Raw genomic sequence first — 13,819 nt, 5'->3', positions numbered from 1 at the left:
AAACAAAATCAGAGTTGGCTTTGACCAGCTCTGATTTTGTATCCCGTTAATAACCGCCGTTAGCAATCACTCCACACAGCCAACTCATTACCGCTTGGCTCTTCAAATTGAAAACGACGACCACCAGGAAAGGTAAATATCGGTTTCACAATCTTACCTCCCGCTTGCTCTACCTTCTCAAGCGTTGCCTCCAAGTCATCACTGTAGAAGACAATCAAAGCACCGCCTTGTGTGGTTTTCGAACTCATATCCGCTTGAAAAAAACCGCCGTCCAATCCTTGGTTGGAAAACGCCGCATACTCAGGGCCATAATCCTCAAATGCCCAACTAAAAGCTTGTTCGAAAAAGCGTTTGGTAGCAGTCAAATCCTTCGCCGCAAACTCAACGTAATTTATCTTTTCATGTTCGTTCATTACAAAATCCTTCTCGTTCGTCATGCCATTAAACTTGGACGCAAAAGCTCAATACCGTTTTGTGAATAACTCACAGCTTAGACCACTTGTCCTCTAAGCGTTAAATCTCATATAAAATGCTTGATTTTTAAAATAATCCACAGGCAAAAGCGCAAAATAAGTGTATTATTTTTGACCTGAACAAAAACGTACCACTTTCTTCTAAGCCTTACAATTCGTGGCCTTGAGCAACTTACTAGACACTTATTAAGTAAGTTATACACAGATTAAGTGGATAACTTTTACGTACATTAGATAACCAATTCATATAATTTGAATCAAAAATTCAAATGTCAACGCATTTTTTTATGATTATTCACATTTGAGTAAAGATTAAATTCATATTTAGAACAACAATTCAAGAGTGTTCCAAAAAAAAGACAAAATAAACATAAAGCACTGATTTTATTACACTTTTATAATTCAGTATATTTTTGATACGTTTTCGAGTTTTCCGCATAAAACGGGCGTTCAAGGCACTTCCGCATAACTTAATAACAGAGTTATCCACAAAAATTGTGAATAACCCCGATTTTTCATTATTTTGTAAAGAATTAGACTTAATTCTTTAATCTACACATTACATTACCTTCCAAACTCGTTGCATCTGAAGTGCTTCCCGTACTTCCGTTGCTTTACGTTCAGAAGACATTTGTTCTAACAAAGCCAGTGCGGCTTGGTAACTGACCACACTGCCATTGGAGGTAATTACGTTTCCATCGATTACATAATTGGTATCGTATTGAACATCCACCTTTGGGTAAGCACTCTCAAGACCGGATTCCCCACCCGCCCATGTCGTCGCTTTCTTACCATCAAGCACACCGGCTTCTGCTAATACAAACGCTCCCGAACAGTTACTGGCCATCCATTCTGCCGTTTTTGACGTCTGTTCGATGTAATCAATCAGTTGTTGATTCTCTAACAATGGATCCATGTCATAACTGCTCGGCATCAAGAGCACATCAACTTTAGGTCGATCTTTCACATGGGCATCGACCTTCAGCGTGATGCCCTCTTCGGTGGTGATCAACTCAGAGTCACCGACATTAATAACAAGCGTTTCATAATCCGAGAACCAACTCTTCTTGCTGGCAATGCCAAACACCTCGATCGGGGCTGTCACATCCGAACTCAACACCCCATCAAATACGATGATGCCTATGCGTTTGTCATCCGCCATTGCAGGTGTCGACATTGCCACACCAGATACGGTAGCACTGAGTAACACCGCGCCCACTGTAAAACCACGAATTCTACCCGTCATAACAGGTCTCCTATTCATAAGTGCAATTAAATTAAACGTAAATAAAAGGTGAGTTGGATTTTATGCCTAAGCCTAAAGTGCTTAAATATCACGAATAGAACTTCACTAATGATATTAATTCACTAATACTTTTAGCCTGATAAGTAATAATGTGATCAGCAATAATGCGCCTAATTACTCACTTGAAAGACGACCAATATGGATAAGCTAAATCTGTTAAAACTCTTTATTACCGTGGTGGATCGCGGCAGCTTTGCTTCTGCTTCGTCAGCTTTAGGGCTATCACCCTCAACAGTGAGTAAAGCCATTGCGCGTTTGGAAAGTGATCTCAAGCTTTACTTATTTCATCGCACCACACGCCAACTGACCCTGACCGAAGCCGGCACCGCTTATTTAGAAACGGTTCGAAAGTTACTGGCAGAACTGGAGCAGTGTGAGAATCAACTGGTTCAAAGCAACGATGCGCCACAAGGCCGTTTAAGGATCAATGCACCCGTTTCCTATGGTCGGCGTTATCTTTTGCCCTTACTGGGCGAGTTCCATCGCCAATACCCTCATATTACCGTCGACCTGAGTTTCGACGATGCCTATGTGGATATGATTGAACAAGGCATCGATATCTGTATTCGCAGCGGCTCACTGGATGAATCTTCCATGATTGCCAAGCAACTCAGCCCCATGGATTTCATCACCTGTGCTTCCCCTGACTATCTGGAAAATCTAAAAAGCGCGCCTTCGATTTCTGAGGACGACTACTACGATCACCCTTGGATTCGTTTTCGTTTTAAACAGACGGGTAAGCTGATGCCTATTCTCGTCAACCAACCCGAACACGCGTTGGCTCGAAGCCCTGGCGAAGATTTTATCGTGGATGACGGAGAGGCCATGGCCCAACTCTGCGCCCAAAGCTTAGGTCTAACACAAATGCCGCATTTTCTGGCGAGAGATTGGTTAAACTCTGGGGAACTGGTGCCGGTTACACCTTTTGTCCGGGGTAAGGGCTTTGGGGTCTGGATGGTCTACGCACAACGTCAGTTCCAGCCTGCCAAGATACGAGCCTTTTTGAATTTCATGAGCACTCAGATAGAAGCACGCGGTGAAACGCAATTTAAGACATGGGCTGAAGACCTTAGGATTCACTCAAACGACACTTCTTCAAATTAAACCGCTGAATGACAGGGTATGAACGCCCTTGTTCTGTGACTTTACTTTCAAATAGTACAAAGGAATTCACCCTGTACTGGATGGGTTGGAAGCTCTGACGATAGAAGGCATCCAATATATCCAGATCCTTTTTTAAGGGGTTAGATCGCCACCGACCTCGAGCCAGAGTAATGTGTGGATGATAAGGACGTGAATCCACCTCGAGTTCACACGCTTCCATCACAGGTATCAACGCCTGATGCAGATTGCTTAAGGCATCACAAGGGTCTAAACCAGCCCACAGCACCGAGGGTTTTTGCTTCTTACCAAAGTACCCCAAAGACGACATTGTCAGCTCAAACGGCTGACAGATCAGAGATTGATTGCATTGCTGAAGAACATGAAGCACCCTCTCTCGCTCTATCTCACCAAAATAATGTAGTGTGATATGAAACAGCGCCGGTTTTACCAAACGAAGATGCTTTGATTGAGTAGGAAGATAAGACGCTAAGTCCGCTTTTATCGTTTCGGATAACTCAAGCCCTAGAAACAATACAGACATGACAAACGACCTTTATGTATGACTCATTCAGACTCGTGCATGTATTCCAGATCCAGGAATCAATCACTTGTTGTCTCATTCTTGAAGAGTTCAATCAACGGATCTTTACACGATTGAGTTTCAATACACCGCTGATTAGCCTCCGCCTGTAGTCTGATCTCCTTAAAATCTGGCAGATAACTTTGAAAACTTTTAAATACCTGTTCACGGAGCCCTTGATCAAGTAAACGATTCACCCTCGCAATTCGTTGTTTACCTGCTTCGGTATCCGGACAGCTGGCACGAATGGGCGCAAAACTGGTACCTTCTTTCAGCATTAAATACTCTAAAGAGTGATCAGGATATTCTTTAACAAAGTTTTGAAATTCTTCAGGAAACAACAAAGCACTGTCCACATCTCTATTCGCTGTATTGGTAATTCTCAGCATGCTAACAGGCCCTTGAGATACCGTAATGTAGTGAACTTTTATGGCCGGATCTGCTTTAGCCTTTTCAACGATACGAGCCATTTCACCAAATAAAGGACGTTTCTCCATGATCAACATACTGCCACCTGTTTTGGTCGCTTCAAGCACATCGACAATCGAGACCACACGGGTTTTCCCTTGATTCGATAATCGCTGATAAAGCTCAGACCTTACTGCCACACCGTAATCTACTGTGTTCATGATCGAGTGAGAATAAACTCTGTGCTCTGTATTCGGTAATTTCCAACTGCCCGAACTACAAATATCAGAGTGTTTATCCTGCATCATACGCTGCCAACGTGCGGTATTAGTGTTAACTACTCGCCCGGTCAAACCAGCAGCCACATAGGCACCGACCAAATCAAACCCTATGCCTTTTCCATCTCTGGAACCGTAAGGAGGAATATTAAAGGTATGCCAGCCATAGTCTTCATCCGCAGAGATCGTAGAAGTGCACACAAGCATGAAAACAAACATTAGCCAGCACGCATACTCGTGTACCCAGGCCTTTTTAATTACACAACTCAAGACTTCTAGACCACCCTACTGATTCCTGAACAACACCATCTTAATGCCTACAACCACTAACACCCACTAACTCCCAACATAGCAGAGAACCTACACATCAGCTTATGTACCAGCATATTCCCAAAAACAAAACCATCATATTCGTACCTTAATAACAGCTCTATCAAAATTTCCAGAGCAAAACATTTCAATAGCCTTACATATACTATAAAGTACATCTCATTCATTGGATTAAACGTTGTCAGACAGGATGTCGTATTATGAAAATATTCATCAAACTCATGTTGTTGGTATTGGTTGGCGCAGTTGTCGCTCCGATGTTTATCAAAGGGCCCGACGGCGAACCCATTGTCACCCTGCAAGAGGTTCTACCGTCTTCTTCCTCTTCTGAATCCGCTTACGTTAGCCCGTCTTCAAGCTCATCCAAATTAACCACCGTTTATAAGTGGAAAGATGAAAACGGCCAATGGCATTTCTCGGATAACCAAGCAACAGGCCAAAACCATGAAACACTGAAGTACAACCCGAAAGCCAACATCATTCAGTCGTTGGCAAAAAAAGAAGAACCTAAAGATGGCGCAGCAGCGATCCCTGGCGTAAACGGCGAATACATCGCAGCGGTTTCAAGACGATCTCCACGCAGTCAGGAAGAAGAACTCGAAGAAGAGTTAGAAGGCTTGGATCCTGAAGTTGTTAAGCGTGTTAGACGCGCACTGGGATCTAACAACAACGCTAATAACAATGACATCACAGGTGGTGCAGGCATTAGTTTAACCACCATTCCAATGTCTGAAATTCCAAAGCTCATCGAACAAGCCAAAGAAGTTCAGGCGCTGTTAGATGAACGCAACGAAGAGCTAGAAAAGGCGATTAGCAAATCCGTACGATAAGGCCTTTCGCTCTTTTCATAATTAAGCCCTGACATTCGTCGGGGCTTTTTTATTGCCTACAAGTCATTACCTACAAAGAATGTCCTACCAGAAGTGACTTAGCTCACACGATCAAAAAAGCTTCCCCCAAAAACCGCGCCCAAAGGGCACTTCGAACCCCGGTAGTGACCCGAATCTGCAATACAGTTGTCACAGTGACTCGTCAGGATAGGCCCCTTTATCTGGGCCGGGTCTCCGACCAATCCAAGAGATCACGAACAACTACAACCCCCATTAAATAGCTCAGATAAAAACAAGACAAAGGAAGCTAACACATGATCAAACAACTACTCCCTATACTAACCGCAAGCGCATTAACATTAGGCGCTGCAACGAGTGTTTCGGCCAACGATACACCTCTATGTACCGACTTCGATAACCTGGATAACGCACCGTACTTTTATTATCCAGACAAAGACGGTTTCCGTTTCTTCTGGAACAAGTGGCTATCTGCGGACATCCCGTTCCACATGGGCCACGACACCATCATTGGTGAAGGTCAAACAGCCACTGTGGTTGGTAAATTCGACTACGGCGCTATTGCCCATAAAGATCTGGAATTCGAATACGTTAAAGCCTATATCTACGGCGGAGAGATTTCCGATTGGGAATACATCGGTAAATACAAGACCAATAGCGATGGTAAAATCTACGTAGACGTCGATGGTCTAGACGCTGGCCACTATCAAGTGAAAATGGTTGTGGTGGGTGATCTATCAGAAGCCAACTCTTACATCACTGTTGTGAAGCCTGGCACCAAAGCGGTTGTATTCGACATCGACGAAACCCTGACCACCAGCGATCTTGAGCAAATCTTAGATTACACTGGCATCGAAGCCGCCGACGCGCGTGGCGGTGCAGCCGAGTTGGTCAACAACTACGTGGCAAAAGGCTATCACCCTCTGTTCATCACCGCTCGTACTTACTGGTACGCAAAAGGCACACGTCATTGGTTGAGCGACCACCTGAATGTACCGGAAGCAACCCTTCGCACCACGCTAAGCAACGAAACCGGTTTATTCAAAACCGCTGAATACAAAGCTGCAGTGCTAGAAGAAGTGACCGCTGCAGGTATTGAAGTGGTTCGTGCTTACGGCAACGCAACGACGGACATCGAAGGCTTCAACCAAGGTGGTGTACCACTGGAAGAAATCTACATCGTCGGTAAGAACGCTGGCGCAATGGGCTCTCAAGCCATCGACGGTGAAGATTACTGGTCACACCTTTACAGTATTGTAGAAGACACACCTGATAGCGGATGTGCGCGTTAAGAAGGGCTTAGGTTCTAAACTGGATAAGGCGGTGTTACACCGCCTCGTCTAAATTAAATTAACGCTTAACCAACCCCCACCCAAGAGAATAAACACAATACTGACGAACACAACCACACCATTAAACGGGTAATCCTTTTCTAAATAACACTCACTGGGCTGATTAACATCATAAGTAACGGTTACAGACTTACCTAACGGATATTTCATCACATAGGCTTGCGCGATACTTTCATCGTTGGTGCTGATCGAATTCGAAAAATAGGTGATTTTACTACTTGTATATTCCTTATCAGATACAGAGAACACATACTCGATATCTGCAGCATAGAACATACTGGTACCGTTCAAATCATTCTTCAGTTTATCCTTCACTCTAGAGCAACTAATCACCCCTTCGCTGGTAGAGAATTCTGTCCTTTGAAATTTGTATTTAAGATAAATCATCCAACCGAGTAACAATGAACCAATCGCTAAAAACAAGCAGGGCGCTAAAAAAGATAGCCCATCGAACAAAACATCCATTGGTGCAACCATGTTTTCAAATTCTTCTTTTTTCATTACATACCTGAACTATAAATTGAATGTCGGCTAAACAAGCGTGTTAAGCTTACTAACTGGCAAGCCCCTCACAAGGCTCAGACCACTACTAATTAGATTCCCAGAAACCGGCTAATCACACATCCAACGAAAGAAGGATTATTTCCAATTCCAGAAAACCATGAACGCTCACTTCTCATTCACTGTTTCAACCAAACAAGCCGATCAACCTCTGCTTGAATGTCTGCTGCCGTGCATCCCCTATTTGACCACTGAACAATGGCAGAGACTTTTAGATCAGAAATTGATAACGGTAGATAATCAAGTCATCACCCAAAACACACGAGTTCATGAAGGTCAACGAATCGCCTACACCGTTCCCGATTACCAAGAAGCTGAAGTGGATACGCGTTGGAAACTGCTTTGGCACAACCATGAAATTGCTGCCATTCATAAGCCTGCGAACCTACCGGTTAACCGCACCACCCGAAACGTCTACAACACACTAATTCAACTGCTTCGCAGGGAAAGCCTCTGGCCCGATGCCCACTTACTTCACAGGTTGGATCTGGAAACCTCTGGCGTAATGTTAATCGCCCAAAACAACGACATCGCCAAGCGTTATCAGTCAAAGTTGGAATCACTGATCAAACGGAAAATCTACCGCGCCGTGGTTTACGGCACGCCTTCTTGGGACAATTTAGAGTTTGAATGCGACCTCAACACAATGGGAGACAGCCCCATTCGAAGCCAAATGCATGTGGTAGCAAACGGGCAAGGCAAACCCAGTAAAACCCATTTTACCTTGCTGAAATCACAAGGTGATTATTCCCTTATTGAATGCGAACTCTTTACTGGCCGAAAGCATCAAATCCGCGCTCAGCTGGCTCACCTCAGCCACCCAATTCTCGGTGACAAAATCTACAGCAATAACGGTGAGTTTTACCTCAAGCGAATCGAGAAAAACCTCACCAAACACGACTTTCAAAAGCTCGGCCCCAGCCATCACTTACTTCATGCTTACGAGCTGCATTTGCATAATCTTTGGGACAATGAAGGTGAGGATATCGTGATCCGGAATGAACTGTTTTCTGAGGAGTTTTTGTTGAAGAAGTAACGAGGCGATAAACGTACACCACTACACTCTATAAGGAACAGCGGTGCCAACAGACTTATGGTACAGTTAGAAGTAACTAAGACAACACAAAGGAAGTAAGGTATGAACATTCAAAACCTTACCATTTCAGAACGTATCATATTAGCCGAAGCACTTTGGGATAGTATCGCTAATCAGGAATCAGAAGTCGTTCTTACTGAAAAACAGAAACTTGAACTGGATGCACGACTGTCCAACTACGAAATTGACCAAGACGCGGGCTCTTCCTGGGCAGCAGTTAAAGAAAGGATCACTTCTAAAAAATGAGTTATCAACTCACTGTTCGCAAGGAAGCCGAACAAGATATCGCTGAATACTTTGACTACTACGAAGAAATCAGAGCTGGTTTAGGTCATGATTTTATTTTGTGTATCGAAGAAGCGTTATCAAAAATCGAAAGAACACCATTAAATTACAGAGTTATACATAATAATGTAAGGCGTATTGCGATTAGACGCTTTCCTCACAGAGTCTTCTACATCTTGAGAGAAAGCAACGTTGTGGTCATTGCGGTTTTTCATGCCCAAAAAGATCCTAGCTCTTGGAATAAGCGCTTGTAAACTCTTAGCAATACCAAAAGTCCAAAGAAACCAACCATTAACAACCACTTCAGAGTTGAACCAAAGCTGATGATGTTATTTTTCTTGGCTCCTCTCTTACTTGGAATTCCAATCATTATTGTCGTGCCAAATATTCAAGATACATCCGACATAGATTCATGTTTAGATAGAGGCAGGAGTTATGATTACTCGATCTGTCCGTGCGACGATGAAACGACTCATCCTAAATAGCTAAAACATCAGTAGCACTAACAAGACAACTCCCCAATTAAGACCAAGGAACGGACACATGCAAAACACCTACACCATCAAAACGATGAACCAACAGGAAGTTGAGCTTGCTGTGGAGTGGGCCGCACAAGAAGGGTGGAACCCTGGCCTTCACGATGCCCAGTGTTATTACGCCGCAGACCCTAACGGTTTTCTTATTGGCTATCTGAAGGATGAACCAATCGCGACCATTTCAGCGGTTAAGTACAGCGACGATTTTGGCTTTATTGGCTTCTACATTGTTAAGCCTGAGTATCGAGTGAAAGGCTTCGGTATTCAGATTTGGAATGCGGCGCTTGAGTATCTGAAAGGGGCAAATGTTGCTCTGGATGGTGTCGTCGCTCAGCAAGAGAATTACAAAAAGTCAGGTTTCAAGCTCGCATACAGTAACATTCGATACGAAGGATTAGGCGGTGGAAATACACTTGAAGATGCCAGTATCGTAAAGCTGGCTTCCCTACCCTTTGATACCATCGAAGCTTATGATCAGCCATTTTTCCCCGCCAGCCGACCAAACTTCTTAAAAGCTTGGATTACTCAGCCAGACAGTCATGCTCTCGGTATCATGAGCAATGGAGTGCTTTCAGGCTATGGTGTGATTCGTGAATGTCGGGAAGGTTATAAGATTGGCCCTCTGCTGGCAGACAGCCCGGAGTTAGCAGAATCACTGTTTCTTGCATTGAAATCAAAACTAAACACATCAGACACTGTCTATCTGGATACGCCAGAAGTTAACCAAGCCGCTGTTAATCTGGCAGAACGCCACGGAATGAAAGTGTCATTTGAGACAGCAAGAATGTATACAGCCGAAACACCAAACATCCCATTGAATCGACTGTTTGGTGTTACCTCATTTGAGATTGGGTAGCCAAGCTTTAACGAGAACAATATGAAATAGGAAGCTCATGCGTAATATCCTCACCATATTTCTATTAATATTTTCAGCCCAAGTTTTAAGCGAAGAGTTAAAGTGCGGTCAGACCAATGTCAGCATTGAAAAGACCGGACAGTGGGAGAATACGAGATACCAAGTAATAGCCCAACTTAAAGACCGAAAAACTGAGCTTTGGCTAAATAGTATTGATCATCTAAGTAGCCAATGTGTGTTAGGCAGCAAGAACAGAGACAAGATTCTTATCAAGGCCCATTGTGGAGGCTCTGGCTGTTCTGAACACACCTATACCATTATTGATGCTCAAACACTTATGGTTGAATTAGTACCAGTGCAAGGTAGATCTAACTTGATTCAGGCTGAAGAGATCATTGGCAGAGCGATTAAATAGTAGCAGGACACAATTTTAAAAAAGGAATTCCATGAACATCCAAGCAGTAACCCAAGACAACTACCAAGAATTAATTGAGGTTTGGGAAGCCTCCGTCAGAGCTACGCACGATTTCCTACCAGAAGAAAACATTTCAGAGCTCAAGCCTCTGATTCTCCAACACTACTTTGATGCTGTAGAGCTACGATGCGTTAAAAACAGCGATGACAAGATTCTGGGTTTTATAGGCGTTAGTGATTCAAACATTGAAATGCTGTTCGTCGATCCGGCTCACATTGGCCAATCTATTGGGCGACAACTTACTGAGTTTGCCATTAAACAGTTACAAGCCCAAAAGGTAGATGTGAACGAACAAAATCCAAAGGCCATTGGTTTCTATAAACGTATGGGCTTTATTGAAACTGGTCGTTCCGAACTGGACGGTCAGGGCAATCCGTTCCCGTTGATACACATGACATTAACGTAAGTTACACCTCGCAAGATGAGGACGGGCATACTCATGATGAAGAGGTTCAAATTGAAACTTTTTATCCCACAGCAAATTTTTTCGAGGATAGCGTGTTAAATTCCATACAAGACGCATACTCACTTTTAGATAAACTTAATGCACCAGAACATTTAAAAATACATGTCCGTCTTGTTGGCGAAGCCGCGGATCTCATCATTGATACGTTACAAGGCTTAGGTTTTTTACTAGATTTTGAATTTATCAGAATAGGAGTTGCTATTCATGATATTGGTAAAATCATTCATACAAACGAAATGATTGGCCCTGGCTCGGAACATGAACCGGAAGGGGAACAAATGCTTCTTGAACTGGGTGTCGATGCCCGTATTGCTCGCTGTTGTCTTTCCCATGCACGTTTCGATTCCATGAATTGCAGCATTGAAGAACTGTTGATCGCACTTTCTGACAAGCTATGGAAAGGTAAAAGAGTCGAAAGCTTAGAGTTAAAAGTCATTGACACATTAGCCCAAATTAAAGGCACAGACAGATGGGATTTGTTCGCTGATTTAGACGCCTGTTTTGAAAACATTGCAGCAGGTGGTCATGATCGATTGCAGCGTAGTATAAATTCTTAAAATCATACTCAACCAGAGGTCACCATGTTTATCGCTATGAACCGTTTCAAAATCAAACCAGGCTGTGAACAAGACTTTATCGAGATTTGGAAAGGCCGGGATTCTTATCTTGAAACCGTACCGGGTTTTAAGGAATTCCATTTGCTGCAAGGCCAAAGCTACGATGAATTCACCCTATTTTCTTCACATGCCGTATGGGAATCGAGGGAAGCCTTTGAGGCCTGGACAAAATCGGAAGCCTTCCGAAAAGCACACGCCAATGCAGGTAGCCGCAAAGATATTTATGCTGGCCCACCACAGCTTGAGTGTTTTGAAAGCGTGTTATAACGACAGCTTTAAACATTAGTGAATTTCTTTCACGTGTAAACTTCCACTCGCGATATGTTTAGCAAAAACAGGCACAAGTAACATAACAGGATGCGTTATCTAAACACCTATCACTGACTAAAGGACTATCATTTATGAGCCTTGTTGCCTGCTTACATTCGAAAGTAAAACCGGAACACACCGATGAACTCATGTCGTTTTTAGAAGAAAAACTTCCTGCTGTCAGAGGTTTTGAAGGATGCAGGAATGTTTCCATTTATCTTAATAAAGAAAATGGCGACATGATATTCAACGAACAATGGGCATCAAAAGAAGCTCATGAACAGTATTTGTTGAGCATCCAAAACAATGGCGTGATGTCTCAGTTACTTAGCTACCTAGCATCGCCGCCTAACGTTTCATACTTTGAGAAGTTGGATATATAAGTTTCGTCTTAATAAACACACCACTCCCCTTCCCAAAAGAACACTCTGCTTGCTTTCACCCAATTTGGGTGGAAGTATAAGCAATCCATCTCAAGGAATTTATGAGATGGAAGTTCATCACTTAGGGAAGACAAAATGGAAAACAAATTCCGCTACAAAGCTTGGGCAAATCAGGAGTTGCTCGAACTCGTCGCACAGATAAATAAAGACACATATCCGGAACAATTGACCACCGCTGTTCGCTTACTCAATCACACCCTTGTGGTGGATAAAATCTTTATTGCTCACCTGCAAGGTCTAGCTCACCCGTTCTCAGCAACCAACACCCCTGAAACACCAACACTCAGTCAACTCAAACAACGCATTGAGGAAACCGATGCCTGGCTGATAAATTATGCTCGTGAACTAAGCCCTGCCTCATTGAAAGAAGACGTCGACTTTACCTTCACCGATGGTGTTTCAGGGCAAATGTCGCGAGCAGAAATTCTGGATCACTTAATCATCCACGGTGCCTATCATCGAGGCAATGTAGGCATGCTATTAACCGACTGTGGATTAAATCGCCCTGCCGATATCTTCACTCGGTTTTTGCATCTTCAAGATCATTAACAATAACGACCTAAGTATTCACACTCATTTGGATAGGTTATGGGACCAGATATTTATCAAGTTGAATTAATAGGCAGTGGCTCTTTATCTGTGATGGCTAAACCTGTCGCAGGAGAGTGGATTGAAGATGAGTTTTCAGGCATCGCTCGTTGGGGCATCGACCGAATCGTTTCTCTGCTTGAATTTACCGAAAGTAAAGAACTTGGACTCGAGACAGAAGAAGAGATCGCTAAGCGGTTTGGAATAGACTTTGTTGCTTACCCAATCAAAGACAGAGGCTTACCTAACTCGATTTCCGAGTATTTAAGATTTACCAAAGAACTTTATCATGATGTCGCTGGAGGCCTAAATACAGTCATTCACTGTCGCGCAGGCATTGGTAGAACCGGAATAGTCGCCGCTGGCGTGTTGCTCCATTGCGGCTTTGAACCTTTAGAGGCGTTCGACCATATCTCCAAGAAGCGCGGAGTGCAGGTTCCCGATACTCAAGAACAAATTGATTGGGTAGTAAAAAGCCATTCGGCTATGAAGACCTCACTCTAGAGCTTCCCAAAAAGGCCTTACCAACTTAAAGGAACTGTATGGACATTACTAAATTAAACGACGAAGAGTTACTCAAGATCGTTAAGCCTATCGCAGAGCACACTGAAAACGCTTGGAACGAAAAAAGCTATGAAGGCTTTTGCAAATACCTTCTCAAAGCTGCACCAGGACAACTGATACCTGAAGAAGTGTTCAACCATCAACTCGAGAATGAATATGATCGTTATGGTCTTCATACGATAGCGGATTTAGTCGCAATTCATCGCAACCCTGACAACGTAGTTGTCATGTGGAAAGTAAATTTCGAAAAGCGCCCCGAGCCCGGTTTGCTAATGTACTGTTTCATACAATACGAAGATGAAGTTCTCATAGACGGGTGTATTTACCAAGCGTAAAAACGAAGA

At 43.4% G+C, this 13,819-nt stretch carries 20 protein-coding genes; 15 read left to right on the top strand and 5 right to left on the bottom strand.

Annotation, left to right across the window (positions count from 1 at the left end):
* Positions 1-59: 59 nt before the first annotated feature.
* Both ACFOEK_RS14795 and ACFOEK_RS14790 read right to left on the bottom strand, forming a co-directional pair.
* Positions 60-413 carry a VOC family protein gene (locus tag ACFOEK_RS14795; protein WP_386722231.1) on the bottom strand — a complete coding sequence of 118 codons (354 nt, stop codon included), beginning with the start codon at positions 411-413 and terminating at the stop codon, positions 60-62.
* Between the two features lie 619 nt (positions 414-1,032).
* Complete coding sequence (locus ACFOEK_RS14790; protein WP_386722230.1) at positions 1,033-1,719, bottom strand: DJ-1/PfpI family protein; 687 nt, start codon at positions 1,717-1,719, stop codon at positions 1,033-1,035.
* Between the two features lie 198 nt (positions 1,720-1,917).
* Here ACFOEK_RS14790 and ACFOEK_RS14785 point away from each other — a divergent pair, with 198 nt between their 5' ends.
* The gene (locus ACFOEK_RS14785; protein ID WP_386722229.1) at positions 1,918-2,883 is read left to right on the top strand and encodes a LysR family transcriptional regulator; all 966 of its coding nucleotides are present in this window, start codon (positions 1,918-1,920) and stop codon (positions 2,881-2,883) included.
* Here the strand turns inward: ACFOEK_RS14785 and thpR are convergent.
* Both thpR and ACFOEK_RS14775 read right to left on the bottom strand, forming a co-directional pair.
* Positions 2,849-3,424: an RNA 2',3'-cyclic phosphodiesterase gene (thpR, locus tag ACFOEK_RS14780; protein ID WP_386722228.1), complete on the bottom strand. Its 576-nt coding sequence runs from the start codon at positions 3,422-3,424 to the stop codon at positions 2,849-2,851. The genes ACFOEK_RS14785 and thpR overlap by 35 nt on opposite strands.
* A 59-nt stretch (positions 3,425-3,483) precedes the next feature.
* The gene (locus tag ACFOEK_RS14775; protein WP_386722227.1) at positions 3,484-4,356 is read right to left on the bottom strand and encodes a hypothetical protein; all 873 of its coding nucleotides are present in this window, start codon (positions 4,354-4,356) and stop codon (positions 3,484-3,486) included.
* Between the two features lie 323 nt (positions 4,357-4,679).
* Between ACFOEK_RS14775 and ACFOEK_RS14770 the strand changes: the two genes are divergently transcribed.
* Positions 4,680-5,309, top strand: a complete 630-nt coding sequence (locus ACFOEK_RS14770) for a DUF4124 domain-containing protein (protein WP_386722226.1) — start codon at positions 4,680-4,682, stop codon at positions 5,307-5,309.
* A gap of 314 nt (positions 5,310-5,623) precedes the next feature.
* Entirely contained in the window at positions 5,624-6,619 is a 996-nt protein-coding gene (locus tag ACFOEK_RS14765) for an LNS2 domain-containing protein (RefSeq protein WP_386722225.1), read from the top strand.
* Positions 6,620-6,667: 48 nt separating this feature from the next.
* Here the strand turns inward: ACFOEK_RS14765 and ACFOEK_RS14760 are convergent, their stop codons facing one another.
* Positions 6,668-7,180, bottom strand: coding sequence for a DUF3592 domain-containing protein (locus ACFOEK_RS14760; RefSeq protein ID WP_386722224.1), 513 nt, complete (start codon positions 7,178-7,180; stop codon positions 6,668-6,670).
* A 160-nt stretch (positions 7,181-7,340) separates the two neighbouring features.
* On the opposite strand from ACFOEK_RS14760, the gene ACFOEK_RS14755 reads away from it, so the two are divergent.
* The 12 genes from ACFOEK_RS14755 to ACFOEK_RS14700 all read left to right on the top strand — a co-directional run bounded on the left by ACFOEK_RS14755 (position 7,341) and on the right by ACFOEK_RS14700 (position 13,810).
* Positions 7,341-8,276: an RluA family pseudouridine synthase gene (locus ACFOEK_RS14755; protein WP_386722223.1), complete on the top strand. Its 936-nt coding sequence runs from the start codon at positions 7,341-7,343 to the stop codon at positions 8,274-8,276.
* A 102-nt stretch (positions 8,277-8,378) separates the two neighbouring features.
* The gene (locus ACFOEK_RS14750) at positions 8,379-8,582 is read left to right on the top strand and encodes an addiction module protein (protein ID WP_386722222.1); all 204 of its coding nucleotides are present in this window, start codon (positions 8,379-8,381) and stop codon (positions 8,580-8,582) included.
* Positions 8,579-8,875, top strand: a complete 297-nt coding sequence (locus tag ACFOEK_RS14745; RefSeq protein WP_386722221.1) for a type II toxin-antitoxin system RelE/ParE family toxin — start codon at positions 8,579-8,581, stop codon at positions 8,873-8,875. The genes ACFOEK_RS14750 and ACFOEK_RS14745 overlap by 4 nt, the downstream gene beginning before the upstream one ends.
* A 289-nt stretch (positions 8,876-9,164) precedes the next feature.
* Entirely contained in the window at positions 9,165-10,013 is an 849-nt protein-coding gene (locus tag ACFOEK_RS14740; RefSeq protein ID WP_386722220.1) for a GNAT family N-acetyltransferase, read from the top strand.
* A gap of 37 nt (positions 10,014-10,050) precedes the next feature.
* On the top strand, positions 10,051-10,428 hold the full coding sequence (locus tag ACFOEK_RS14735; protein WP_386722219.1) for a hypothetical protein: 378 nt from the start codon (positions 10,051-10,053) through the stop codon (positions 10,426-10,428).
* A 31-nt stretch (positions 10,429-10,459) separates the two neighbouring features.
* A complete protein-coding gene (locus ACFOEK_RS14730) occupies positions 10,460-10,894 on the top strand; it encodes an acetyltransferase (protein WP_386722218.1) in 435 nt (144 codons plus the stop codon).
* Between the two features lie 92 nt (positions 10,895-10,986).
* Positions 10,987-11,511 carry an HD domain-containing protein gene (locus ACFOEK_RS14725; protein WP_386722217.1) on the top strand — a complete coding sequence of 175 codons (525 nt, stop codon included), beginning with the start codon at positions 10,987-10,989 and terminating at the stop codon, positions 11,509-11,511.
* Positions 11,512-11,535: 24 nt separating this feature from the next.
* Entirely contained in the window at positions 11,536-11,838 is a 303-nt protein-coding gene (locus ACFOEK_RS14720) for an antibiotic biosynthesis monooxygenase family protein (RefSeq protein WP_386722216.1), read from the top strand.
* Between the two features lie 134 nt (positions 11,839-11,972).
* Positions 11,973-12,263, top strand: a complete 291-nt coding sequence (locus tag ACFOEK_RS14715; RefSeq protein ID WP_386722215.1) for a putative quinol monooxygenase — start codon at positions 11,973-11,975, stop codon at positions 12,261-12,263.
* A 135-nt stretch (positions 12,264-12,398) separates the two neighbouring features.
* Positions 12,399-12,872: a DinB family protein gene (locus ACFOEK_RS14710; RefSeq protein WP_386722214.1), complete on the top strand. Its 474-nt coding sequence runs from the start codon at positions 12,399-12,401 to the stop codon at positions 12,870-12,872.
* Between the two features lie 39 nt (positions 12,873-12,911).
* On the top strand, positions 12,912-13,415 hold the full coding sequence (locus ACFOEK_RS14705; RefSeq protein ID WP_386722213.1) for a protein-tyrosine phosphatase family protein: 504 nt from the start codon (positions 12,912-12,914) through the stop codon (positions 13,413-13,415).
* A 38-nt stretch (positions 13,416-13,453) separates the two neighbouring features.
* Positions 13,454-13,810: a hypothetical protein gene (locus tag ACFOEK_RS14700; protein ID WP_386722212.1), complete on the top strand. Its 357-nt coding sequence runs from the start codon at positions 13,454-13,456 to the stop codon at positions 13,808-13,810.
* The last annotated feature ends 9 nt before the right edge of the window (positions 13,811-13,819 follow it).

The organism is Litoribrevibacter euphylliae (assembly GCF_042646085.1).
In the GTDB taxonomy this organism is placed as follows: Bacteria; Pseudomonadota; Gammaproteobacteria; order Pseudomonadales; family Litoribrevibacteraceae; genus Litoribrevibacter; species Litoribrevibacter euphylliae.
The sequence above is the reverse complement of the archived record's forward strand: the minus strand, read 5'-3'. Positions and strand labels throughout refer to the sequence as shown.